33 protein-coding genes and 1 pseudogene are annotated in these 24,055 nt (G+C 36.8%); 13 read left to right on the top strand and 21 right to left on the bottom strand.

Going from position 1 to position 24,055, the window contains the following annotated elements; translation table 11 throughout:
- The 3 genes from spoIIIAB to AB1279_RS06675 are packed head-to-tail and all read right to left on the bottom strand — an operon-like array spanning position 1 to position 1,739.
- Entirely contained in the window at positions 1-516 is a 516-nt protein-coding gene (spoIIIAB, locus tag AB1279_RS06685; protein ID WP_429753910.1) for a stage III sporulation protein SpoIIIAB, read from the bottom strand.
- Positions 513-1,436, bottom strand: a complete 924-nt coding sequence (gene spoIIIAA, locus AB1279_RS06680) for a stage III sporulation protein AA (RefSeq protein WP_429753909.1) — start codon at positions 1,434-1,436, stop codon at positions 513-515. The genes spoIIIAB and spoIIIAA overlap by 4 nt, the downstream gene beginning before the upstream one ends.
- A gap of 21 nt (positions 1,437-1,457) precedes the next feature.
- Entirely contained in the window at positions 1,458-1,739 is a 282-nt protein-coding gene (locus AB1279_RS06675; protein ID WP_429758224.1) for a YqhV family protein, read from the bottom strand.
- 201 nt (positions 1,740-1,940) lie between these two features.
- On the opposite strand from AB1279_RS06675, the gene AB1279_RS06670 reads away from it, so the two are divergent.
- The gene (locus AB1279_RS06670) at positions 1,941-2,261 is read left to right on the top strand and encodes a hypothetical protein (protein ID WP_429758223.1); all 321 of its coding nucleotides are present in this window, start codon (positions 1,941-1,943) and stop codon (positions 2,259-2,261) included.
- 39 nt (positions 2,262-2,300) lie between these two features.
- Here the strand turns inward: AB1279_RS06670 and efp are convergent, their stop codons facing one another.
- The 4 genes and pseudogenes from efp to AB1279_RS06650 form a co-directional block, all read right to left on the bottom strand.
- On the bottom strand, positions 2,301-2,858 hold the full coding sequence (gene efp, locus AB1279_RS06665; protein WP_336481610.1) for an elongation factor P: 558 nt from the start codon (positions 2,856-2,858) through the stop codon (positions 2,301-2,303).
- A gap of 20 nt (positions 2,859-2,878) precedes the next feature.
- The gene (gene pepQ / locus AB1279_RS06660; protein WP_429758222.1) at positions 2,879-3,940 is read right to left on the bottom strand and encodes a Xaa-Pro dipeptidase; all 1,062 of its coding nucleotides are present in this window, start codon (positions 3,938-3,940) and stop codon (positions 2,879-2,881) included.
- A gap of 3 nt (positions 3,941-3,943) precedes the next feature.
- Entirely contained in the window at positions 3,944-4,384 is a 441-nt protein-coding gene (aroQ, locus tag AB1279_RS06655) for a type II 3-dehydroquinate dehydratase (protein WP_429753905.1), read from the bottom strand.
- Positions 4,385-4,436: 52 nt separating this feature from the next.
- A pseudogene (locus AB1279_RS06650) lies at positions 4,437-4,923 on the bottom strand (YqhR family membrane protein).
- Between the two features lie 239 nt (positions 4,924-5,162).
- Here AB1279_RS06650 and AB1279_RS06645 point away from each other — a divergent pair.
- Together AB1279_RS06645 and AB1279_RS06640 are read left to right on the top strand one after the other, a co-directional pair.
- Positions 5,163-6,086, top strand: coding sequence for a DUF1385 domain-containing protein (locus AB1279_RS06645; protein ID WP_429758221.1), 924 nt, complete (start codon positions 5,163-5,165; stop codon positions 6,084-6,086).
- Between the two features lie 81 nt (positions 6,087-6,167).
- Entirely contained in the window at positions 6,168-6,572 is a 405-nt protein-coding gene (locus AB1279_RS06640) for an SA1362 family protein (RefSeq protein ID WP_429753903.1), read from the top strand.
- 225 nt (positions 6,573-6,797) lie between these two features.
- Here the strand turns inward: AB1279_RS06640 and mntR are convergent, their stop codons facing one another.
- Positions 6,798-7,226, bottom strand: coding sequence for a transcriptional regulator MntR (gene mntR / locus AB1279_RS06635; RefSeq protein ID WP_336481617.1), 429 nt, complete (start codon positions 7,224-7,226; stop codon positions 6,798-6,800).
- Between the two features lie 702 nt (positions 7,227-7,928).
- On the opposite strand from mntR, the gene AB1279_RS06630 reads away from it, so the two are divergent.
- Complete coding sequence (locus tag AB1279_RS06630; RefSeq protein ID WP_429758220.1) at positions 7,929-8,777, top strand: hypothetical protein; 849 nt, start codon at positions 7,929-7,931, stop codon at positions 8,775-8,777.
- A 94-nt stretch (positions 8,778-8,871) separates the two neighbouring features.
- Here the strand turns inward: AB1279_RS06630 and AB1279_RS06625 are convergent, their stop codons facing one another.
- Positions 8,872-9,708, bottom strand: a complete 837-nt coding sequence (locus tag AB1279_RS06625) for a lipoate--protein ligase family protein (RefSeq protein ID WP_429753901.1) — start codon at positions 9,706-9,708, stop codon at positions 8,872-8,874.
- 168 nt (positions 9,709-9,876) lie between these two features.
- Between AB1279_RS06625 and AB1279_RS06620 the strand changes: the two genes are divergently transcribed.
- The gene (locus tag AB1279_RS06620; RefSeq protein WP_429753900.1) at positions 9,877-10,266 is read left to right on the top strand and encodes a rhodanese-like domain-containing protein; all 390 of its coding nucleotides are present in this window, start codon (positions 9,877-9,879) and stop codon (positions 10,264-10,266) included.
- Between the two features lie 35 nt (positions 10,267-10,301).
- Here AB1279_RS06620 and AB1279_RS06615 read toward each other — a convergent pair whose 3' ends face one another.
- Positions 10,302-10,826, bottom strand: coding sequence for a DNA polymerase III subunit delta (locus tag AB1279_RS06615; RefSeq protein ID WP_429761314.1), 525 nt, complete (start codon positions 10,824-10,826; stop codon positions 10,302-10,304).
- Positions 10,827-11,151: 325 nt separating this feature from the next.
- Here AB1279_RS06615 and AB1279_RS06610 point away from each other — a divergent pair, with 325 nt between their 5' ends.
- From AB1279_RS06610 to AB1279_RS06585, 6 genes are all read left to right on the top strand, one after another.
- A complete protein-coding gene (locus tag AB1279_RS06610; RefSeq protein ID WP_429758219.1) occupies positions 11,152-12,129 on the top strand; it encodes a LacI family DNA-binding transcriptional regulator in 978 nt (325 codons plus the stop codon).
- A 104-nt stretch (positions 12,130-12,233) separates the two neighbouring features.
- Entirely contained in the window at positions 12,234-12,815 is a 582-nt protein-coding gene (locus AB1279_RS06605; protein WP_429758218.1) for a TetR/AcrR family transcriptional regulator, read from the top strand.
- 68 nt (positions 12,816-12,883) lie between these two features.
- Positions 12,884-13,216: a DMT family transporter gene (locus AB1279_RS06600; protein WP_429753897.1), complete on the top strand. Its 333-nt coding sequence runs from the start codon at positions 12,884-12,886 to the stop codon at positions 13,214-13,216.
- 2 nt (positions 13,217-13,218) lie between these two features.
- A complete protein-coding gene (locus AB1279_RS06595) occupies positions 13,219-13,533 on the top strand; it encodes a DMT family transporter (RefSeq protein WP_429711828.1) in 315 nt (104 codons plus the stop codon).
- Between the two features lie 13 nt (positions 13,534-13,546).
- On the top strand, positions 13,547-13,804 hold the full coding sequence (locus AB1279_RS06590) for a DUF3975 family protein (RefSeq protein WP_429758217.1): 258 nt from the start codon (positions 13,547-13,549) through the stop codon (positions 13,802-13,804).
- A gap of 58 nt (positions 13,805-13,862) precedes the next feature.
- Positions 13,863-14,021, top strand: coding sequence for a hypothetical protein (locus tag AB1279_RS06585; RefSeq protein ID WP_429753894.1), 159 nt, complete (start codon positions 13,863-13,865; stop codon positions 14,019-14,021).
- A gap of 27 nt (positions 14,022-14,048) precedes the next feature.
- On the opposite strand, the gene AB1279_RS06580 is transcribed toward AB1279_RS06585, so the two are convergent.
- From AB1279_RS06580 to gcvT, 7 genes are all read right to left on the bottom strand, one after another.
- Positions 14,049-14,228, bottom strand: coding sequence for a hypothetical protein (locus tag AB1279_RS06580; protein WP_429758216.1), 180 nt, complete (start codon positions 14,226-14,228; stop codon positions 14,049-14,051).
- 100 nt (positions 14,229-14,328) lie between these two features.
- Complete coding sequence (locus tag AB1279_RS06575) at positions 14,329-14,580, bottom strand: hypothetical protein (RefSeq protein WP_429758215.1); 252 nt, start codon at positions 14,578-14,580, stop codon at positions 14,329-14,331.
- A gap of 7 nt (positions 14,581-14,587) precedes the next feature.
- The gene (locus tag AB1279_RS06570) at positions 14,588-14,779 is read right to left on the bottom strand and encodes a hypothetical protein (RefSeq protein WP_098307694.1); all 192 of its coding nucleotides are present in this window, start codon (positions 14,777-14,779) and stop codon (positions 14,588-14,590) included.
- Positions 14,780-14,838: 59 nt separating this feature from the next.
- Positions 14,839-15,063: a DUF3929 family protein gene (locus tag AB1279_RS06565; protein WP_098307696.1), complete on the bottom strand. Its 225-nt coding sequence runs from the start codon at positions 15,061-15,063 to the stop codon at positions 14,839-14,841.
- Between the two features lie 272 nt (positions 15,064-15,335).
- Positions 15,336-16,811, bottom strand: coding sequence for an aminomethyl-transferring glycine dehydrogenase subunit 2 (gene gcvPB / locus AB1279_RS06560; protein WP_429748346.1), 1,476 nt, complete (start codon positions 16,809-16,811; stop codon positions 15,336-15,338).
- Positions 16,808-18,151 (bottom strand): aminomethyl-transferring glycine dehydrogenase subunit 1, encoded by a 1,344-nt coding sequence (gcvPA, locus tag AB1279_RS06555; protein WP_429758214.1) that lies wholly within the window; start codon positions 18,149-18,151, stop codon positions 16,808-16,810. Before gcvPA ends, gcvPB begins: the two co-directional genes overlap by 4 nt.
- A gap of 20 nt (positions 18,152-18,171) precedes the next feature.
- Complete coding sequence (gene gcvT / locus AB1279_RS06550) at positions 18,172-19,272, bottom strand: glycine cleavage system aminomethyltransferase GcvT (RefSeq protein ID WP_429758213.1); 1,101 nt, start codon at positions 19,270-19,272, stop codon at positions 18,172-18,174.
- A gap of 260 nt (positions 19,273-19,532) precedes the next feature.
- Between gcvT and AB1279_RS06545 the strand changes: the two genes are divergently transcribed.
- Positions 19,533-21,215 carry a DEAD/DEAH box helicase gene (locus AB1279_RS06545; RefSeq protein ID WP_429753891.1) on the top strand — a complete coding sequence of 561 codons (1,683 nt, stop codon included), beginning with the start codon at positions 19,533-19,535 and terminating at the stop codon, positions 21,213-21,215.
- Entirely contained in the window at positions 21,202-21,996 is a 795-nt protein-coding gene (locus AB1279_RS06540; RefSeq protein ID WP_429753890.1) for a YqhG family protein, read from the top strand. Before AB1279_RS06545 ends, AB1279_RS06540 begins: the two co-directional genes overlap by 14 nt.
- A 319-nt stretch (positions 21,997-22,315) precedes the next feature.
- Here the strand turns inward: AB1279_RS06540 and AB1279_RS06535 are convergent, their stop codons facing one another.
- From AB1279_RS06535 to AB1279_RS06520, 4 genes are all read right to left on the bottom strand, one after another.
- A complete protein-coding gene (locus AB1279_RS06535) occupies positions 22,316-22,462 on the bottom strand; it encodes a hypothetical protein (RefSeq protein WP_195933921.1) in 147 nt (48 codons plus the stop codon).
- A gap of 93 nt (positions 22,463-22,555) precedes the next feature.
- Positions 22,556-22,777, bottom strand: coding sequence for a hypothetical protein (locus AB1279_RS06530; RefSeq protein WP_336481633.1), 222 nt, complete (start codon positions 22,775-22,777; stop codon positions 22,556-22,558).
- A gap of 225 nt (positions 22,778-23,002) precedes the next feature.
- The gene (locus AB1279_RS06525) at positions 23,003-23,446 is read right to left on the bottom strand and encodes a TlpA disulfide reductase family protein (RefSeq protein ID WP_429753889.1); all 444 of its coding nucleotides are present in this window, start codon (positions 23,444-23,446) and stop codon (positions 23,003-23,005) included.
- A 21-nt stretch (positions 23,447-23,467) separates the two neighbouring features.
- A complete protein-coding gene (locus AB1279_RS06520; RefSeq protein ID WP_429758212.1) occupies positions 23,468-24,010 on the bottom strand; it encodes a peroxiredoxin in 543 nt (180 codons plus the stop codon).
- Positions 24,011-24,055 lie beyond the last annotated feature (45 nt).

The following is a 24,055-nucleotide window of genomic DNA, read 5'->3' as shown; positions in this document are numbered from 1 at the left end:
TTACAACAATAAAATAACGATAAGTAGTCCTGCTAATACACCTAAACTTTTCATCATCTTTTCGTACTGAATCTGCATTTCCTTTGCTTCCCCTTCTTCTCTTTCTAAATGCGTAATACATAAACGAATATGCTTTTGCTGTGATTCCCGGTCGTGTTGTCCTAACGTTTCTCCAAATTGCTGTAAAATTTCATATTCTGTTTGCTTCAAGGCCGTGAGTTTCCAATTTTCTTGTAAGCTATCCATCCATGCTTCCCGAACCGTTTGCTCTCCCCTTTCTAATCGTTCATGGAAGCTATGAAATAACCAGTTCAAAGGCTTTGGCATTTGTTTTTCAAGACGTGCAGCTGCCTCTGACAACGGGGTATGTCCATACATAATTTCCGCCTCAAGTGATTGCAATGCTGCCTTTAACAACCGTAATTGGCGAGGGCGCTCACTATATTTCTTCGCATATGAAAAACCAAAAAATGTTGATACCGCAAGGATAAGTGCGGCACCAAAAAATTTAATCATACGTTCAGCACCTTCTCCCCGCGGCGAATTGGCTTTCCGCTGCCATCCTTCATATTCAAAATCGTTCCTGGTCCTTTTATTTTAGAAAGCTCAATAAAGCGTTCAAATACGCCCAGTTCTATGATTTTCCTTAGCGAAGGTCGTTTCAGTATATCTTCATGCCCTTGTCCATGCACACTAGTAAACAATTGAACACCAGCATGAACAGCTTCCATAATTGCTTCGCTATCTTCTGGTCGGCCGATTTCGTCAACAATTAATATATCGGGACTCATTGAGCGAATCATCATCATCATACCTTCTGCTTTTGGACATGCATCTAACACGTCCACTCTTGTTCCAAACTCATATTGCGGTACACCTTTCACGCACCCCGCAATTTCTGATCTTTCGTCTACGATACCAACTTTACAAGAAGGAATATGTTGCCTTGGAACCCCCGCACTCATACAACGCGCTACATCACGTAATAATGTTGTTTTGCCTGTTTGCGGCGGACCGATAATCATTGTATTCAGCCAATGCTTCTCATATAAATATGGTATAAGCGGCTCAGCAATTCCCTTTTTTTGGCGAGCAATTCGAATATTAAATGACGCCACATCCCGAATCATTTTCACTGCACTCTTTTCCATAATTACTTTGCCCGCTAAACCAACGCGATGTCCTCCGCGCAATGTAACATACCCTCGCTTTAATTCTTCTTCCATCGTATAAAGTGAATATTGACTCAGCTTATTCAGCAAATATGCTGCGTCTTCTACCGTCACAATATAGTTATAAAAATGCGCTTCACCGCGCGCAATACATTCAAGCGGTCGACCAATCCGAATCCGTATTTCTTCTAATCCGTCATTTTCTTTATAGTCTTGTATAAAACGTTCGATTTGCTTTGGCAACATCTCTAATACTTCTTTCATAGCTCTCTCCCCATCACATCGCTATTTCAGTACCGCAATAAAAATACAGCCAATTCCAAGCGCTAAAAAAAATAATTTCAAAAAAGAAAATTCATTCGTAACGCTCGCAATTCCAATTGACATCGTTACAATCAAAACAGTTGGCCCAACAAATGCAAGCATGCCATTTACGAACAATGCCTTTTTGGCATCATTGAAATACAACATAAGCAAAGCGGCGAAAATCTCCATGCTTCCCGAGAAGAGCCTAAGAAGCGCCATCACGAGCACAGATGTTTCAAATGCCGCTAGCCATTGTTTCATCCTCTCACCTCTCTCGTTATCCTTACACCGTTCTAACAGCACACATATATCCTGCTGAAACAAGATGAAAGAGTACCTTTGTACAACCATATGCAATGGTTGTCTATTTCAGAAGTGGAAAAGTAATTTTTTAATTATCAAATAAAAACAAACAGAATTTTCCGTTAAATTGTGATATATTGGAATAAAAAGGGTGGAAGTATGAAAGTTCTTAAAATTATCCTTACTATCTCGGTAGAAGTGGCTGCTATTTTCTTGTTTGCAAAATTTGTCGATTGGCCATTTATAGAAAGTTTCTTTTTAGGGAGTTTAGCTATTTTCAGTATCACTTGGCTGTTACTTTTAAATATGAACCGAAACGCTAATATGGATCGTGCTATTACAAAAAGTTTCACGGGGCTTAACACCGGGGAAATAACACCTTTTCAAATTCGAATGAATCCCTATATGGCTGGGACTCTTCTACTGCTTGTCATTAGCCTTATTATTACTGTCATTTATTACGTACCTTATTTCACATAAAAAAGGCACTCGTGGATAATCCACGAGTGCCACTTTCAATTACGCACGAGAAACGTATTTTGATTCTCCTGTGTTGATAATAAGCATTTCACCTTCGTTAATGAAGATTGGTACTTGTACAACTAGACCAGTTTCTAATGTAGCTGGTTTTGTTACGTTAGAAGCTGTGTCACCTTTAATACCTGGTTCTGTTTCAACAACTTTTAACTCAACAGTGTTTGGAAGTTCTACACCAAGTACTTCGCCTTGATATGTCATAATTGCTACTTCCATATTTTCTTTTAAGAATTTTAATTCGTGTTCGATTTGCTTGTCAGCAAGTTCGATTTGCTCGTATGTTCCATTATCCATGAATACATGAGCTTCACCGCTTGCATATAAATATTGCATACGACGGTTTTCGATATGTGCTTTTTCTACTTTTTCACCAGCACGGAATGTTTTTTCTTGAACAGAACCTGTACGAAGGTTACGTAGTTTAGAACGAACGAACGCTGCACCTTTACCTGGTTTTACGTGTTGGAAATCTATAACCTGCCAAAGGCCGTTATCCACCGCAATTGTTAAACCTGTACGAAAATCGTTTACTGAAATCATGCAAAAAATCCTCCTGTATTTTACAAAATAATGAGTTCTTTTGGAGATTTAGTTAACACTTCATTACCTTCAACTGTTACTATAATATCATCCTCAATACGAACTCCGCCTACATTTGGAATATAAATTCCAGGTTCTACAGTCACAACCATTCCTGGCTCAAGTACCGTCTCAGAGCGGAAGGCTAAACTTGGTCCCTCATGAATTTCAAGACCAATCCCATGACCTGTAGAATGCCCAAAATATTCACCGTATCCTTTTTCAGTTATGTAGTCACGCGTTAACACATCAGCTTCACGGCCAGTTAGACCAGCTTTAATGCCGTTTACACCGCGCAGCTGCGCTTCTAATACGATATTATAAATTTCCTTTAATTTGTCGGACGGCTCACCTACTGCAATTGTACGAGTAATATCAGAGCAATATCCTTTATAGTAAGCACCGAAGTCTAATGTAACAAAATCTCCCTTTTCTATCAATTTTTCAGATGCCACGCCATGCGGCAATGCTGAACGAAGTCCAGAAGCAACGATAATATCAAACGAAGAAGAAGTTGCTCCTTGCTTTCTCATGAAAAATTCAAGTTCATTTGACACTTCAATCTCAGATACTCCCGGGCGAATAAATGATAGAATATGTTCAAAGGCAGCATCTGCAATCTGTGCAGCTTCCTTTAATATCTTAATCTCTGAATCAGTCTTAATCAAGCGTAACTTTTCCACAATACCAGAAGTTGCAACAAATTCTGCATCAACTTCCTCTTTATATGCCGTATAAGAGCTGTATGTAAGAGTATCTTGCTCAAAACCAAGCTTTTGAATTCCTAGGTCTTTTACTTGTTTTGCAACTTCTTCAAGAATCGGACCCGTATGCTGCACGATCTCATAGCCAACCGCTTGTTTTTGCGCTTGTTCAACATATCGAAAATCTGTAATAAACAAAGCGCGTTCATTTGAAATTAATACAACTCCTGCCGTTCCTGTAAAGTTTGTCATATATCTACGACTATGTTGATTCGTTAATAAAATGCCATCAATACCAGCTTCTCCAAATGCACTTCTTAATTTTGTAAGTTTCTCCATGGATTATGCCTCCCCGATTTTCTCCAATAATGCAAGTAACGCTAAGTGATAGCCATACAAACCAAATCCTACAATTTGTCCTGCTGTGACCGGTGCCGTAACAGATACATGACGAAACGATTCGCGCTGATGAATATTTGAAATATGCACCTCAACAACAGGAATCGAAACACTCGCAATCGCATCACGAATTGCATAACTATAATGCGTAAATGCTCCGGGATTTAGAATAATTCCTTTATATGTACCCTCAGCCTCATGAATGATATCAATAATGGCACCTTCATGATTGGATTGGAAACACTCTAGCTCCACTCCCAAACTTTCTGCTTGTTGTTTCATATCTATTTCTAGCGATGCTAATGTTCCCGTACCATACACATTAACCTCTCTCACACCGAGGCGGTTTAAATTAGGCCCGTTAACGAGGAGCAATTTATTCATATACCTAACTCCTTAATAAAAAAAATGTCTATATAACATTTTACCATACCTCTCACTTATTTGAATAGTTTGTCTTTTCCTCATTCCCTATAACCCTTTTCGTTATTCACCTCAAACGAAACAGAATATGCAATAAAAACACCATATAAAATAAAAATACATGCTGTCGTTATAATGGTTGTCCTAGGCATTTCCAACGCACTTCTTATGACAGGTGCAACAGATCCAATCACAAAAAATAATATTCCCCACCATATAAGACCGTATATAACACCTGGAATCACACCTTCAAACTTACTCAAAGCTGCCCTATATATAAAAGCCACAATAATTGAAAGTATTCCCATACACACAATTCCCGCTACGTTTCCCCATACACCTTCTTTCCAATTTCCAAGTGCAAACGGGAGCAGCAAATAATTTGGGCCCGCCTCAGTGAAGGAAAAAAAATTGAGAAAGTACCAAACAGCTCCCCAAAACAAACCTCCAAACACACCAATTTGAACTATTTTTTTCGTGACAGATTGTTCTTGTTTCACATCCACACCTCCGCCTACTAGTATGTCCGAAACTAATTTAAAGCATGTTTAAATACTGCAGAACTTGTCTATAAAAAGAATAGGAAATGTCTGACTAACCTGTTGATTTTCCTTGTCAGAAGTACGCTTTTGTCGATAAAATAAAGGAAACTGTAGTGTTGTCATGTAATATAATGACAACACCTAGAGTCGCTACCTCTTTTCTGATAAGAGAAAAACAAATACAGGTTGGTGTTGACATGACAGAGAAGACAAAACAAATCTACGGCGGTCAAGCGGTAGTAGAAGGAGTTATGTTTGGCGGTAGAGAATATACTGTTACAGCGATTCGTCGTAAAGATAAGTCTATCGAATTTTATCGATTACCTCGTGTTCGTAATAAAGTATCATCTATGTTTAAAAAAATTCCATTTCTACGCGGCATCGCGGCAATTATTGATGCAAGTGCAAATGGGGCAAAGCATTTAAACTTCGCTACAGAACGCTTTGATGTACATCCCGCAGATGATGAACAATTCGTACAAAAAAAAGAAGAACAGTCGAAGCTAACGATGATACTTAGTGTTGCGGCAGTCGGGGTCTTATCCTTTATCTTCGGAAAAGTGATTTTCACTGCGGTTCCTGCGCTTTTAGCAGAATTGACAAGACCCGTTTTCCCATCTCATGCTGGGCAAATCATTGTCGAAAGTATCATTAAGCTTGTATTATTACTCAGCTATATTTACTTTATTTCACTGACTCCACTTATTAAACGTGTATTTCAATATCACGGGGCGGAACATAAAGTGATTAATGCTTATGAAAATAATCTCCCATTGACAGTAGAAAACGTACAAAAACAAACCCGTCTCCATTATCGTTGCGGCAGTAGCTTCATTTTATTTACTGTTATTATTGGGATGTTTGTATATTTTCTCGTTCCAACAGATCCTCTTTGGGTTCGCCTTATGAATCGTATTTTGCTCATTCCTGTAGTGCTAGGTATTTCGTTTGAAGTGCTTCAATTTACAAACAGCTTGCGAAGCGTTCCAGTACTCCGCACATTAGGATACCCTGGTCTGTGGCTTCAGCTGTTAACAACGAAAGAACCAACAGATGATCAAGTTGAAGTAGCAATTGCATCTTTTGAAGAACTACTGCGTCTAGAAGAAGGACAACAATAACTTTTTCGTAATATTATTCAACTCCTTTGCCTTTCGTTAATAAACTAATTAAAATATCTTTCTTTTTAGGAGGTGTTCCTTATGAAGGGTCGCTCATTTATGTTCGCTCTATTTGTTATAATTGTTGGGTTAGCGGTATTTAGCCTTGTATCATTCACAATTGAAAATCCAATGGGAGTTGTAAAAAACATTGCGATAATGCTCATTGTTGTTGGTGTCTTTTATTTGCTTTATAAGATGCTTACGAGTTCAAGCGGTTCAGCTAATAACTCACAATCTTCCTACAAACGTGCTGCGAAACAATCGAACCGAAAATATGGAAAACAGAATGTAACACCCCTAAGCAAAAATTTGTTAAAGAAAAATGCTTCCGATGCTAAAGGAAAAAAAGGAAATGCTTCCTTTCTAAGACGCAAACGAAAGCAATCTCACTTAACAGTTATTGAAGGAAAAAAAGGCAAAAAGAAAGACCGCGCTTCCTTTTAGAGAAGTGTGGTCTTTCTTTTTGCCTAATATGTTCAATAACTTTTATCTTTCATAGAATGTAAACGTAAATGATGCGTTTCAAAAACAAGGATTTCGTCAAAGTCAAACACAATCGCTTTCAACATATCCTCTTCCTACGCAAATAATCAGTATATATATTCTATGCTGTGCACCAATCTCTCTTTTTTACATACAAAAAAGGAAACTGTTCCTCAGTTCCCTCTCTTACTGCGCCTGTTCCTCATTTGCCTTTTGAACACCACGAAGCTTCTCAACTCGAAGTTCATCTTGTTCAAAATACTGCACTAAATCGCCAATACGATCGATAGCTTCCCAGCTTAAATGATGTTCAATTCCTTCTACATCATTATAAATCTTACTTTCATCTACACCGATAATACGCATAAACTGCTCTAACAATTCATGACGATAGACAAGGCGCTTACCAATTTTTTTCCCTTTTGATGTTAATACAAGTCCTCTATATTTTTCATAAATTAGATATTCATCTTTATCAAGTTTTTGTACCATTTTTGTTACAGAGGATGGATGTACACTAAGCGCTTCGGCAATATCAGATACACGGGCATATCCTTTTTCTTCAATTAACAAATAAATTTGTTCGATATAATCTTCCATACTAGGAGTAGGCATCGGTTTCCTCCATCCAATTCAGTTTATATATTCCGCACTAAGCAATCAATAAAATGATACAACAGAAAGGATATCGTGACAAGGGTGGAAACAAGCCCATTTTCCCAACACATGATAGAACCCACATACATAGCTTGGGTTCTATCATGTAAAATATTGAATTTCAGCATTCGGAAAATATTTATGAATATAACCCCCGATTGTTTGTAAATAAAGTGAAACTTCTATCAGTGGGGGACTTCATCCCCCACTGATAGTTAGTTGAACCAATCGGACTTTTACGGGCAGTTTCACAATAGCCACCTTATCGTTTTCTTAGTATAAACGAAAGACTGTATGAAAACGCAGTTCAAACTTTTCCACTTTTATTCATCTGCATTCTTAAATATTAACCTAAAAAAGCAAGAGTATCTATCCTATCACTTAATAATGTGGCAAGGTACCGCATTGGCCCTTTTCTTCTTTACGATATCTAAATTTTTATTTAAAGTCTCAAGGTTTTAACGGTTCTTTTCAGGACTGTTTTTCGTTTGTCTAAATTTACAAAAAGAAAAATAACATAAACAAAAAAGAAAAATACAAAATAATTAAAGTAAATTGTTGACGTGATGCTTTTATTATCGGTATCATATTTCTTCGTGAGCAATTATTTTTCGTTATACGATTTTTTATTATTACTAAATTTTTGAGAGGGGAAATTTGATGTCACTTAAGAAGAAAACACAGGTGCGCACCGGCAAAATGGTACGTGAACTAATGTTAGCAGACGAAGATGTGAATGCTTCGCTAATTATGGTATATAGTGAAAACGGTGTAAACGCAGAAATTAAAATCGAGGGCTTAACGCCAAAATGTAACGAAGAATTATTTTTGAGCGGAAAAGTAGATTGGAACAAAAGCGTTATTTATAAAATTGTCGATTTTACTGGCAATGCCGAAGTTGGTAAAGTGACATTAAGCGCAATGAAAAAAAACAATGTTTCACTGCAAATCGAACGCGTTATGTGGAGTAAAGAAACGAAAGAAGAAATGACAGAATTAGAAGACAATACACTATCAGTTGTCGAAACACCTACTCCAAAAAAAGAGACAGTAGTTGAAACTTCAAAAGAAGTTACACCTGTAACAAAACCAGTGGTAAATGTTGCACCTACTCCAACACCAATTCCAAAGCCGGTGCGTCCAGAACCTGTAGTTAAAGCTACACCAACTCCTGTACAAAAAGATGTAACTGCACCTACTCCAGTGCAAAAAGAAGTAACTGTGTCAACTCCAGTACAGCCAGTAGTTACAGCTAAACAACCTGCAACAAATCAACCAAACTCTGAATTACAAGAAAAGTATGTTCGTCTTGTAAAGCAAGCTGTGGATGTATGTCAAGATTATGAACTTGGTATGGATGTAGACGATTCTATCGAGAACTTAAAAGGTGAGTTACAAAAACAAGGAATATCGGTAGCATTTGATGCAGAAATTATGGATGTTGTAAATCGTTTACGTTCACTAAAGCAAAAAGGAATTAAAGTAGAGAAAGTATTAAATTTATTATAAATGATAAAGCGAAATTTCCATCAGTCCGTTTTCTCATCATCACTGCTGGAAAGCTCTCAACAATATAAAAATAAGGAGATGGACATCCATCTCCTTATTTCTTATAATTCCATTCATCACTTTCATATTTTTCTTTTGCTAATGTTTCCACTTCATGCAATTGTTCCTCTGTTAACTGATACGGAACAAGTTCCACATTTAATCCTTTCTCAAATCCAATGTGGAATGCATCAATAAGTTGCTGAATTGTAAATGTACGATCTGTTAATTCATTAATTGCAATTGCTTTAGAAGAGAACATTTTTTTCATACGTTCTTTTACACGTTCATTTGGAAACAGAAACAGATCATACAGCGTATCTAAATCAATTTCTAATGGAATCGATCCGTGCTGTAAAATAACTCCCTTTTGACGAGTTTGTGCACTTCCAGCAATTTTGCGCCCTTCTACAACGATTTCATACCATGACGGAGCATCAAAGCAAACTGCTGAACGCGGATTTTTCAAATTTTCACGTTCCTCTGCCGTTTTTGGTACTGCGAAATACGCTTCTAAGCCTAGTTCTTTAAATCCATCTAATAAACCTTGCGAAATGACGCGATATGCTTCTGTCACTGTTTTCGGCATGCTTGGATGATCTTCAGATACAATTACACTATATGTCAATTCATTATCGTGAAGAACGCCTCGCCCACCCGTTTGACGGCGTACAAATCCAAAACCATTTCTATTCACTGCATCCATATCAATTTCTTTTGAAGCACGTTGGAAATACCCCACTGTTAACGTCGGAACTTCCCACTCATAAAAACGAATTGTTGGCGGCATTTCCTTTTCACTTTGCCAATTTAATAAACATTCATCTAACGCCATATTAAACGCTGGAGAGCATTTACCAGAATTTATATAACACCATTTTTCCTTTTCCATCCCACACCTCATATAACTAATTTTTCTCACATTCTCTAGTCTATCAAATTCGACAAAATTTGTGAAAGAATACGAAATTTCTTCTAATACAAAATGAACTTGTTGCATAAATACATATGGGCATTATAATATTGAAAGTAGGATAAGAAAAAAGGGAGCGATACAATCGTGTCAACAAATGTTATTATTTTACTAGCCATAATCGTAGGATTTATCGGCTACTCTGTATGGATGTATTTCTATCAAAAGAAATTAATTAAAACACTTTCGGAAGAAGAATTTCGCACTGGATATCGTAAAGCACAACTTATCGATGTTCGTGAAGCGGACGAATATAATGCTGGGCATATTTTAGGAGCACGTAACATTCCGGTATCACAATTACGCCTTCGTTACAAAGAATTACGTGCTGACCAACCGATTTATATGTATTGCCAAAATGGTTTCCGAACAGGACGCGCAGCACAGTTTTTAAAGAAGCACGGTTACAAAGAATTTTATCAATTGCAAGGCGGCTTTAAAACTTGGTCTGGTAAAGTGAAAAAGAAAAATTCATAATAAATAGCTAGCTTGTCTATCACAAGCTAGCTATTTCATTCCATTTTACTAGCGATATACGTTAAATTTTTCTTTACATCTTCACTATTTTGATCACGCACATTTCGGTACAGCAACTGGTATTCTACTTTCTCTTCTTTCCAAGTGAGCGTCGCAATGTCTTCTCCATCCATTTCTCCGTCACTACTTTTAAAATAAGCTGTTATGCCATTTTCAAGCTTTACTTGCTCCTGAAAATGATTTTGTTCTACAACAAAAGGAAAATTATATGAGAAATTGGCAACTGTTAATTCAATATAATCCTTCATGTTTTTTTCACGTCGTTCATATTTAATATCAAGGGCAATTCGCTTATTTCCCATTTTTCGAACTACTGCTTTTGGATTATCTTTTGACTCATACGGTAAATATGATGGTGTTTGAAACGAAAACGGAAGAACGTTTTTTACAGCTTGTACCGATACTGGATCAGACATCATATCTTCACTTGCCTCTAAACTTGCTGCAAATTTTTTTTCCTCGACCATCGTTTGCTGAAAAGAACATGCATTTAACACCATACTAGAAAATACGAAACAGAGCACCCGTTTTTTCAATGTGTATCCGCCCTTTCTCAACGTTCTCTTTTCTATCAAGATACAATTGAAGCTTTCGTATGTTATGTTCATATTCTCTTTTTCTTACTGTTCCACCTTTGAAAACTTTCCTCGTTTATCTCACACAATTTGACAAAAACGCTTTCCCTATTCTCACGCCGAATATAATCGTTACGCGAATAGCAAAAAGCGTTATTAACAAAATAGAGTATGAAACGCTTTTCATGTCAAGAGTTTTACAAGATTTCTCTTACCTTTTTCTTGTATAATAGAAATAGAGGTGAAACATATGGTAAATATAAAACAAATCGCGAAAACGGCTGGAGTCTCCGTTACGACTGTTTCACGCGTCTTAAATGACCATCCATATGTCAGTGCAGAAAAACGAAAACGCGTCCTAGAAACTGTTGAAGAATTGAATTATGCTAAAAATGTAAATGCCGTTCATCTTCTTAAAGGGAAAACACATACAATTGGTGTTATGCTTCCTTTTATTAATCTGCCGTACTTTAGCACACTTATTGAAGGGGTTGGAACGAAAGCACTTGAAGCTGGATACCGCATTAATCTCTGTCAAACAAACTACGATAGCATTGAAGAAATGCGTGTCCTTGAAATGATGAAAATGAAACAATTTGATGGTATGATTATTTGTTCCCGAACGAGCTCATGGGAAGCCATTGAACCTTACGCAAAATTTGCCCCTATCATTTCGTGTGAAAAACTGCTGCATCCGCTTATATCTTCTGTCTATGTTAATCATTATGACGGCTTCCGTATTGGGACAGAATATTTATTACAAAACGGACATGAACACATTGGATTTTGTTTAGCACGTGAAAAAAGTGTGAGTACAAAGCAACGTGAGCAAGCCTTTTTTGATGCGCTTCGTGCAGCTGGAAAACGCGCACAGACAGACTGGCAATTTTACCAATGCTATAGTATTCAAGACGGTGCGAATGTCATTCAAAGCATACTAACGATGAAAAATCGTCCTACCGCTCTTTTTGCTGCAAGCGATCAAGTTGCTGCTGGATTACTAACAGAAGCAAAAAAACAAGGACTGCGAGTACCAGAGGATTTAGCAATCTTAGGATTTGATAACCATCCTATTTCTGAAGCGTTAGAGATAACAACAATTGAAAATCCTGGCTTAGCAATGGGAAATCGTGCTTTTTCCTTATTTTATGAACAAGTACAACAGGAACAAATTACAGGGACTTCTGAAGAGTTACCGTTTCGTTTAATTGAACGAGGAACAGTGTAAAGCCCCTATTATTAGAGCTTACACTGTTCAATTTTGTATAATTGTCCTCCTTGACTATATATTTTTTTCATCTTATAATTTAACTAACGAACGGTAGGTAGGGGATGAACATGACAGCAAACCGTATAAAAGCTGTAGCATTATCACACTTTGCACGCTATGGCTATGAAGGAACTTCACTAGCAAACATTGCACAAGATGTTGGTATTAAGAAGCCGTCAATATACGCACATTTTAAGGGAAAAGAAGAGCTATATTTTATTTGCTTAGAAGAATCTTTACAAAAAGATCTTGAATTCTTTAAACAGTATGTGAAGAATTCAGAAGAAACTCCCTTTGGAGACTTTTTATTTCGTCTTCTTAAAAATTATGGCCATCGCTTTCAAGAAAGTATTGAAACAATGTTTTGGTTACGCACTTCGTTTTTTCCACCAGATGCCTTTCGTGAGCAAATTGTCGAAAAAGCAAATGCATACATCGAAAACATCGGACAGCTTTTAGTACCTATATTTGAACAGGCACAAGAAAAGAAAGAACTTTGTAGCATTGAAGTAACAGAAGCTGTTGCAGCTTATTTATGTTTAATTGACGGATTAATGGTTGAATTTTTATTTGCTGGAATACAGCCATTTGAAAATCGATTATACGCATCTTGGAAAGTATTTTGGCGCGGATTGTCAAGCTGACGGATTGCAGACGCAATGCGTCATTTTCCGGCCCTATACCTAACGACTGGTAGGAAGGAGAATAAATGATGGAATGGATTTATGTTGTTATAGCAGGAATCATTGAAATTGTATGGGTAATTGGTTTAAAACATGCAACAACACCACTGGAATGGATTGGTGTAGCGATGGCAATCGGTATTAGCTTTTTCCTTTTATTTAAAGCTTATGCAAAACTCCCGGTAGGGACTGTGTATGCTGTTTTCACAGGAATCGGAGCTGGAGGAATTGTGCTAACAGAAATTTTTGTTTTTGGCGAACCATTTTCGCTTGTAAAAATCTTATTGATCGGTTTAATTTTCGTTGGTGTTATTGGTTTAAAACGAGTAACAGGTGAACAAGTAGAGAAGGAGGCTGCATAAACATGGCATGGTTATTTTTAATTATTGCTGGTATATGTGAGATTACTGGTGTTATCTTTATGAAGATAGCCAATGAAAAAAAAGGCTGGATGCCAAAACTTATGTTAATCGCCAACTTTGCAGTAAGTTTCTTCTTCTTATCCCTCGCAATGGATACACTGCCAATGGGAACGGCTTACGCAATCTGGACGGGAATCGGAACTGCAGGAAGTGCACTGCTTGGTATTCTTATTTTCCGTGAATCCGCTGATTGGCGCCGCCTTGCTTTCTTAAGCTGCATCTTATGCGGTGCAGTTGGCTTAAAATTAATGAGTTAACGAGGTGAATGCTGTGTGGAAAAAAAGAGGAAAACAAATTATGACAGGAATCATGATTGCAGTTGCACTCTTATTGCAATCTATATTCCATATTGCAGAATGGTTATTCCATAAAGCATTTTTAATCATCTCTTTTATTCCAAACATGGCTCTTGAAGTAGCTTCCTTTGCTTGGTCGATTATCGCTTCAATTGGAATTATCATCATTTGGAGTATCGCGAAACTTTGGAATAAATTCTTTTCAAAAGACAGTTCTTCTGACAAGAAATAACTGTCTTTTTTCATATAATTTCCTCCTTTGCACATACTACCAAAAAGGAGCTGATTATATGCAAACTTCTGTACATAAGCATATTTTACTACTATTTTTTGTCTTTATTGTATGTGTTGTGTTTTTTAGTGTAGTACTGCATACGTATAACGTGCCTGTTTATTCACCAAGTATGGTGTCAGTTTATAAATTTGTTGTACATAATTTGCTTCATTGAAGAAGGTGTCTCGTAATGAGATACCTTCTATAACGTACGATTTTCTTTGTTTCTCATTATATTTCCTGTCGTCATGAAAACAGTGCCGAATATAAGACAAGTGGGGACTGATATGTGAGTAGGAATAAAATGAAGTGTAACGCCAAGCCCTGTTCCAATAATGAATAGCAATCCAACTATTATGAAGAAGGTCCCCATGATTTTCATAATTCCATCCTCCCATTTATCCCGCTATTCGTGGGCAGTAAACTCCCACTGATGGAAGTTTCACTTTATATATCTTTCTGCTCATATAATTTCATACAAACTAAAATTGATCAAACGTGCTTTTTGATGTCCAAACACAAAGGAAATTGGGATGACTAAACTTAAATAAATCACTACAAGCTCCATTGCTACTAGCAATCGTAGAACTTATAAACTCTATGTCTTCAAATCCAAATTCTATTTCAACCATATACTTGAAAATAACAATACCCTTATTTCCCTCCACAGTATATACACACTCTCCTATTTTAGGCAACAAAAAAAGACCAACAATTTCCTGTTGGTCTTTCATATATGTATTACTTCTCAAAGCGATTTAACATCTCATCTCTCATCCCAAAACTAACAACAGCAATCCCGACATACATAAAAATAAGAACTGCTGGATGTACTGTATTGTACCAGTGGCTATCAATAATTAAATATACCGTTAATACTGTAACAAGTAAAAAAGCAACAATAAACATGTAAAAATGTCTTTGACTACCCATAACGAACTCCTCTCTAAATTACTCATTTATTGTAACGAATTCTCCCCTATGACTCAAGACTAACTTTCCTGTAAATGGTCTAACTCGACTTTCACTATGTCATGACAAGCGATTGGAATAAGTGTTCCTTTACTATCAATTGCGGTTACACTTTTATTATCTAATACGTGATGCTTCACTCTCTCTAACATTTTTTCTGTATCTTGGTAATAAAACTCTTTAATATCCTTAATCATCTCACCATTTTCTAAATGGTACACCATCCTATAACGCTTATAGCCCATCTTTTTCATCCCCTTGTTCATTTCTTCACATATGTATGAAAAATTGACATTTTTGCTTCTCATTCACTTTAATTTCATTAAAATTCTAACAAAAATACACAATTTTATCAAAGGGACTTTTTCAACAAAAATGTTGAGAAAGTATGAGAATTCTTCAATCTTACATAAAACCCGCAATTTTATAACATCTTTTTTAGGTACTGATACCTTATTCGGCAATATAAAAAAGAACTCGCCTATAGCGAGTTCTCTCCAAAATATTTTATTGATGATTAAACTTGTACCATAGATGGTTTTTGATAACGTAAAATCGGCTTACGCGCTGCCATTGTTTCATCAAGACGCTTAATTACTGTTGTATGCGGCGCTTCTTGAACTACTTCTGGATTCTCTTCTGCTTCTTTTGCAATTTGAATCATCTTATCGATAAAGCCATCTAATGTTTCTTTTGATTCTGTCTCTGTCGGCTCAATCATGATACATTCTTCCACGTTTAATGGGAAGTAAATTGTTGGTGGATGGTAGCCGAAATCAAGCAGACGTTTCGCAATATCAAGCGTACGTACGCCAAGTTTCTTTTGACGACGACCAGATAAAACAAACTCATGCTTGCAATGTCTATCAAATGGAAGATCATAAAATGGAGCTAATCTTCTCATCATATAGTTTGCATTTAATACAGCATATTCTGTTACTGCACGTAATCCGTCTGGACCCATAGAACGAATGTACGTATAAGCACGAACGTTGATACCAAAGTTTCCATAGAATGGTTTCACGCGTCCAATTGCTTGTGGACGATCGTAGTTAAAGTGATAGCCATTTTCTGTTTTCTCTAAAATTGGTTTTGGTAAAAATGGAATTAAATCAGCTTTCACACCTACTGGGCCAGAACCTGGACCACCGCCGCCATGCGGACCTGTAAATGTTTTATGAAGATTTAAATGCACAACGTCAAATCCCATATCTCCTGGGCGCGCTTGACTTAATACTGCATTTAAGTTTGCACCGTCATAGTACAATTTACCACCTGCATCATGAACGATTTGTGCCATTTCTAAGATGTTTTCTTCAAATAAACCAAGTGTATTTGGATTTGTTAACATAAGTGCTGCTGTTTCTTCGTTCACAACACGTTTTAAATCTTCTAAGTCAACAAGACCGTTTTCATTTGATTTTACTGTAATTGTTTCAAAACCTGCTACTGTTGCAGATGCTGGGTTTGTTCCATGTGCAGAGTCAGGAACGATAACTTTTGTACGGTTATGGTCACCGTTTGCTTCATGGTATGCACGGATTAACATTAATCCCGTCCATTCCCCATGTGCACCAGCTGCTGGTTGAAGTGTAACAGTATCCATACCTGTAATTTCAATTAAATGTTCTTGTAAGTCATACATTAATTCCATTGCACCTTGCACTGTTTTTTCATCTTGAAGCGGATGAATGTGTGCAAATCCTGGGAATCGTGCCACGTTTTCATTGATTTTTGGATTGTACTTCATTGTACAAGATCCTAGTGGATAAAATCCAGAATCCACACCATGGTTACGATTTGAAAGTGCTGTGTAATGACGCATAATATCAAGCTCTGATACTTCTGGAAGCTCTGCATCTTCAGTACGAATATACGCACTCTCAAACACATCTTCTAATTTTACTTCTTCTACATCTAATTGGGGTAAGCTATATCCTACGCGTCCTTCTCTACTCATTTCAAAAATAAGTGCTTGATCTTGGTTCTTCATTGGATAGCCCCCATTTCGTTTACAAGTGTGTCAATTTCTTCTTTTGTGCGTAGCTCTGTTACAGCTAGAAGCATATGATTTGTTAATTCTTTATAATCACGGCCTAAGTCGTAACCACCGATAATATTCTTTTGTACTAATACATCATTTACTTCTTGTACTGGACGTTTGCAATCTACAACAAATTCATTGAAGAATGGTCCAGCAAATGCTACTGTGAACCCTTTTGCTTCAAACTGACGTTTTGCATATTGTGCTTTAGAAATGTTTTGACGTGCCATTTCTTTTACACCTTGTCTTCCAAGTGCCGTCATCGCAACAGATGCTGCTAATGCATTTAATGCTTGGTTTGAACAAATATTAGATGTTGCTTTATCACGACGAATATGTTGTTCACGAGCTTGTAATGTTAATACGAAGCCACGTTTACCATCTGAATCCACAGTTTGTCCTACAAGACGTCCTGGAACTTTACGCATAAATGCTTTCGTTGTTGCGAAATAACCGCAGTGTGGTCCACCAAACTGTGTTGGGATACCAAATGGTTGTGCATCACCAATGACAACATCAGCACCAAATTTTCCTGGTGGTGTTAATGCACCTAGTGATAATGGGTTTGAAGAAACGATAAATAATGATTTTTGTTGATGAACAATTTTTTCAATATCAGCTAATTTCTCCACTTGTCCGAAGAAGTTTGGATATTGTACGATTACGCAAGCGACAGTGTCGTCTACTTCACTTTGTAATACGTTTAAATCTGTTACACCGTCTTTATGATCAATTTCAACAACTTCAAGATGTTGACCTTTTGCATATGTCTCAAGTACTGCTCTTGATTCTGGATGCACCGCTTTAGAAACAAGAATTTTCTTTTTACGAGTATGACCTGCTGCTAGCATTGCCGCTTCTGCTAACGCTGTACCTCCGTCATACATAGAGGAGTTTGCTACATCCATACCCGTTAATTCACAAATCATTGTTTGGAATTCAAAAATTGCTTGTAATTCCCCTTGTGAGATTTCCGGTTGGTATGGTGTATAAGCTGTATAAAATTCTGAACGAGAAAGAACATGATCAACAATTACTGGTGCATAATGATCATATACACCTGCTCCTAGGAAGGAAGCATAGTCTTTTAAGTTTGCGTTTTTACGAGCAAGCTCAGACAGTTCTTTTAAAAGTTCTGGTTCTGATTTTGCTGGTTTAATATTTAAATCCCCTTGAAAACGAACGCTTGCTGGAATATCAGAAAATAATTCATCAATCGATTGCACACCAATCGTTTGTAACATTTCTTTTTTGTCTTCTTCTGTCATTGGAAGATAACGATGCAACATGAAATCTACCCCTCTCCCCGTTACTTTGAACGTTTGTAAAATGGTGTTGGAACGACAACTGCTTTGACGCGTTTGTTACGAATTTCAATTTCAACTTCTGTATCAATTGCTGCATATTTTACATCAATTAGCGCTAAACCAATGCTTTTCTTTAACGTTGGAGATTGTGTACCACTTGTAACTTCCCCGATTTTTTCATCGCCTACATATACTGGATAATGAGTACGCGGAATACCACGCTCAATTACTTCGATACCGACTAATTTACGAGGTGCACCGTTTTCTTTTTGTTCCTTTAAAGTTTCTTTTCCAAAGAAATCTGCTTCTTTATTTGGTTTTACTGCAAAGCCAATTCCAGCTTCAATTGGTGTAATATCTTTCGATAACTCTTGACCATAAAGTGGAAGTGTTGCTTCAAAACGAAGGGTATCACGAGCTCCTAAACCACATGGTTTTAAGCCATCTTCTTCTCCTGCTTCAAGAAGTTTCTCCCAAAGCTTTGCAGCATCTTCGCTCTTACAGTAAATTTCAAAGCCATCTTCACCTGTGTAACCTGTACGAGATACAAGGGCTTCTACACCATCTACAAGAACATTATCTTTAAATTTAAAGAACTTAATTTCTTTCAAATCTTCTGACACAACTTTTTGTAAAATGTCTTCTGCTTTTGGTCCTTGAATTGCAAGTTGTGCAATTTCGCTAGAAACGTTGACTACTTGCACATCACCGCTTACATGAGACGCTAACCACTCGTAATCTTTTTCAATATTTGATGCATTGATTACTAATAAATAGTCTTCTTCCCCACGTTTGTAGATTAATAAATCATCTACTGTACCACCATCTTCGTAACACATTGCCGTATATTGTGCTCCGCCTACCTTTAAGATAGAAACGTCGTTTGTAACTACACGTTGTAAAAATGCTAAACTATCTGCACCTTTTACTTCTACTTCTCCCATGTGAGACACATCAAAAAGACCTGCTGCTGTACGAACAGCCTCGTGTTCTTCTTTAATGCTCGAAAATTGAACTGGCAATTCCCAACCACCAAAGTCAATTGTCTTCCCACCATACTTCGCGTATACATCAAATAGCGGTGTACGTTGTAATGTAATCATGTTCTCTCCCCCTTACGCTGTCTATGACAAATCAATAAAAGTTGGCTTCCCATATCTAAACATTTTTAATTCTGAAAAGATGGGATATACGGAATCTCACACTATTTTTTTATGAAAGCGTAAATAAAAAAGTACTTTCTTGGATAAAATACGAAAGATTCCACACATTTCACATCATTATCCTAACATTTTTCGAGTCGTTTCATCAATATTCTAGCTAAAAAAATAATTTAGAATTTATAGAAGGTGAGATTTTATCCATGAATGTCGAAATTTCAATAGATCGTTCTTGGCAAGAAAACTTCTTAAAACGAATAGAAGAAGATGGCCCGTGGACAAATTGGGAACTATTTCATCTAGCATATCAAACTGAACAGTCCCTTCTCATTCCAACATTTGACGGGTTACAGGCACCCAAGCATTTACCTAACTTCACGCCACTTCCACATCAGTTAGAAGTAGCACAAACAGTCATTGAACAAATGAATGGAAAAGCAATCTTAGCAGATGAGGTTGGTCTTGGAAAGACCATTGAAGCCGGACTTATTTTAAAAGAATATATGGTGCGCGGTCTTGTGAAAAAAGTGCTTATTCTTGTACCTGCTTCACTCGTTTCACAATGGGCATATGAATTGAATACGAAATTTTTCATTCCAGCTGTCGCACAAAGAAAAAGTTACTCCTGGGAGCAAGCTGACGTTATCGTTTCTTCCATCGATACAGCAAAGCGCTCTCCGCATCGTGACATTGTTTTAAATTTAGAATACGATCTCATTATTATTGATGAAGCACATAAACTAAAAAACAATAAAACGAAAAACTATGAATTTGCGCAACTATTAAAGAAAAAGTTTTGTTTATTACTTACAGCAACACCTGTTCAAAATCGCATTGATGAAATCTTTAATCTTGTCTCATTATTAAAACCTGGCCATCTCGGCAATCAATCCAATTTTGAAGAATACTATGCCTCTAAAAATCGCAGCGCTGAAACAGATGAACATTTAAAAGAGCTTATCAATAAGGTAATGGTACGGAACCGCCGGCATGACACTGGCATTGAATGGCCAAAACGACACGTTCATACACTTTTTGTAGATTTCAATGAACAAGAGAAAGCCTTATACGATGCAATTGAAGGGTGGAAAAGGCAAGATGCATTTACTTCTGCATTTTCTGCTTTAACATTAAAGCGAGAAGCATGCAGCAGCCGAGAAGCTGTTTATTTCTCACTCAAAAAACATGTAGAAAAGCGTCAAAAAGAAAATGAACAATATACACTAGATCCATACATAGATGTGTTGATGGAAAAAATTAATTGTATTTCTTCCAACTCAAAAGCAAATAAAACATTAGAAATTATTAAAGAAATTAATGATAAAGTTGTAATCTTTACAGAATATCGTGCTTCTCAAATGTATTTACAATGGTTTTTAAAGCAGCATGGCATCTCGTCTGTACCATTTCGCGGCGGATTTAAACGCGGTAAAAAAGATTGGATGAAAGAATTATTTCAAAATCATGCACAAGTATTGATTGCTACAGAAGCAGGCGGCGAAGGAATTAATCTACAGTTTTGCAATTATATGATTAACTATGATCTTCCTTGGAATCCGATGCGACTGGAACAAAGAATCGGACGTATTCATCGTCTTGGACAAAAGCATGATGTTCATATTTATAATTTGGCAACGAAACATACAGTAGAAGAACATATTTTAAAACTGCTGTATGAAAAAATTAACTTATTTGAGCGTGTCATTGGCGATTTAGATGAAATTTTAACAAGAATTAATATGAAAAATATTGATGCGCACATTCAAGATATTTTTGCACATTCCAAAAGTGAAGGAGAAATCCGAATAAAAATGGAAAACTTGACATCCATTATTGAATTTGCAAAACGAAATGAAACTGAGGTGCGTGGTTATGCAGCAACATGAAATTCATAGTTATTTAAGTTGTTTTTTCGAGGCAAATAGCTGTGAAATTTTGCAGCGTTTTCCACATTTACTAGACGTACAACTAACAATCAGTATGGACAAGCTACTGATGAACCGTCCATTTTACTGGCATTATCTTGAGAAGACTGGCGGAACACCAAACCCGATGCGTCTTACATTCATTACCGATCCAGAACATGAGGAGAAAGAAGGCGAGTTCATTCACTATGGTTCTCCGCGCTTACACCAAATTTTTCAAGCTACAAAGGAATTAGGTGCTTACATTCGTTTATTTGAAGAGGTTCATTCTAATGGACAGGTAAGCACCCCGCTTCATCCTTGGCTTGGCATCAATATAAAAGTCTCCTATCAATGTGATCGAAAAAAAGACATGCTGTATTCCGTTGGTATCCATCTTATTTCTGGTACGATGATTACAAATTTTCATGAAGCATTATCAGCACTTCGTTTAACACCAAAAATCCCTGATTTTTGTTTTACATTAACACCTATTATTAAACCGCAAAGCGGGTTATCTAGAATTGAAGAAGCAATGAAAAATGTCATTGGGACAGACGATCACACATGGGCTGAAGAAGCAAGAGTGCGTTGGAATCACGATTTACAACTATTAAATCGCTTTTACGAGGAAAGTGATGAATTACCAGAAAGCTACAAGGTAGAAAAACAAGCATTGCAAGAACAATATGAACCGCGTATTACCATGCAAGTTATAAACGGCGGACTCTTTTATGTCACAGCGAATCATTTTCTAACATAAAAAAGCACCTTCTAGAAGGTGCTTTTTTATCCCGCTACTTTTGGGCAGTAAGACCCTCACCTCAAAATTCAGAGAAAGCCAAGAAGATAGAATAACTACCCCTAAGAAGCTCGATTGGGCGTGCTTTCCATCAGCAGGGGATGAAGCCTCCTCACTGATGGAAGTTTCACTTTATCCCGCATTAACGGGCAGTAAGCCTCCCACCTCAAGATTTAGTGAAAAGCCAAGAAGATAAGTGGGGATAACTGCCCGTAAAAGCCCGATTGGTTCAACTAACCATCAGTGGAGGATGAAGCCCCCCACTGATGGAAGTTTCACTTTATATTTTCCCATTATATTTTCGACCATCGTTATGTTCTTGTTGATGAATCTTTGTCATTCGCTTTTGATATTCTCTCTGTTTTGCACTCACATGATTTGCATCTGTTTCTTTATTCTTCTTTGAACCGCCTGCTCCGTTACTCATTTTGTTCACCCCACTCGCATATACTTCACCATTAGTTTTAGCAATCATAATTTTCCTTATGCAAAAAAAGTAAGGAGAGGCATTGGCCTCTCCTTACACATATTTTTGAAACATATCATGCAGACCTTGATTCACAAGAAAAGAAATCTGCTCATCAGACTTATCAGGATAACGATCACGTAGTCGAATAGATGCCTTTATAACTAAATTTTCTAATACAGAGCGACCTCCTTTTCCATAAATCGTTTCCGCATATTCTACCAACTTTCCGTCCTCAACTCTTGCAGGGTTTTGATCAAAGAAAAATTTACTCATTTATACCACCTCTTTTTGATAACGTTTACATTTATATAGATTCAATATGTTATTTATTTCACAATTAACGTATGCATGTATGAATGATTAGTTTCATTATAAAACAATATTGTCACAGTATTAATGTGTAATTTAGACAAATTTGTGAACAACCCAAAAAATGAAAGCGTTTTAATTATTATATAACAAAAATGATTACCTTGCTAGAGGTAATCATTTTTGTTTCTATTCTTCGTTTAATACACGCTCAAGACGTTTGCGAAGCATTGGCATACCACTTCCACCTGCTTGGAAATGGCGCAGTTTACCTTCTTTATCAAATACGTAATACGCAGGGACATATTTATTTTCAAATACATCTGTAATTACATGTTCGCTGTCAACTAAGATGGGTTGAATGATATCATGACTCTCTGCCATTTTTTCAATTACCGCTAAATCTAAATCATCTTCTGAACGCGGCATATGAACTGCAACAACATTTAAACGATCATCATACTCATCGCGTAATTCATTTACTTCTGGCATTGCTTCTTTACATAGATAACAACTTACTGACCAAAAGTGAATAAGCGTTGGTTTATCTCCAATTAACTCTTCACGTGTGATTGTGTCATTTAAAATTTGTGTTGCGCCTTCTAATGATGGCATTTGCTCGCGTAATTTCATAAACTTAATTCCCCCTTTAAATTATAACGTTTCTTGCCCCGGTTTCCAGTTTGCTGGACAAAGTCCGCCTGTTTGCAATGCTTGTAGAACGCGTAATACTTCGTCTACTTCACGTCCGATATTGTTGTGGTGTACAACTTGATACATTAATTCACCCTCTGGATTTATAATGAATAATCCACGAAGTGCAATACCTTCTTCTTCTAATAACACACCATAGTCATTGGATACAGTATGATTTGTATCCGCTGCTAATGGATAACGTAAATCACCTAAACCATTTTTCGTACGATCTGTGTTAATCCATGCTAAATGTGTGTGCACTGTATCTGTAGAAACACCGATTACCTCTGCGTCTAAATCTTCAAATTCGTCATAACGATCAGAAAGGGCGATGATTTCAGTTGGACAAACGAAAGTGAAATCCATTGGATAGAAATATAGCACTGTCCATTTATCATTTTTCATATTTTCTTCTAAACTAACTTTTTTAAATTCTTTATTTGGCATCACTGCATTCATTTCAAAACGCGGTGCTTGTTTTCCTACTAAACGTTTTGTCATATCCGTATTCTTCCTCCTAAGAGCTAATTGATATTTATTTCTATT

Origin of the sequence: Bacillus sp. S14(2024), from assembly GCF_050473785.1 — a bacterium.
Lineage (GTDB): Bacteria > Bacillota > Bacilli > Bacillales > Bacillaceae_G > Bacillus_A > Bacillus_A yunxiaonensis.
The sequence above is the reverse complement of the archived record's forward strand: the minus strand, read 5'-3'. Positions and strand labels throughout refer to the sequence as shown.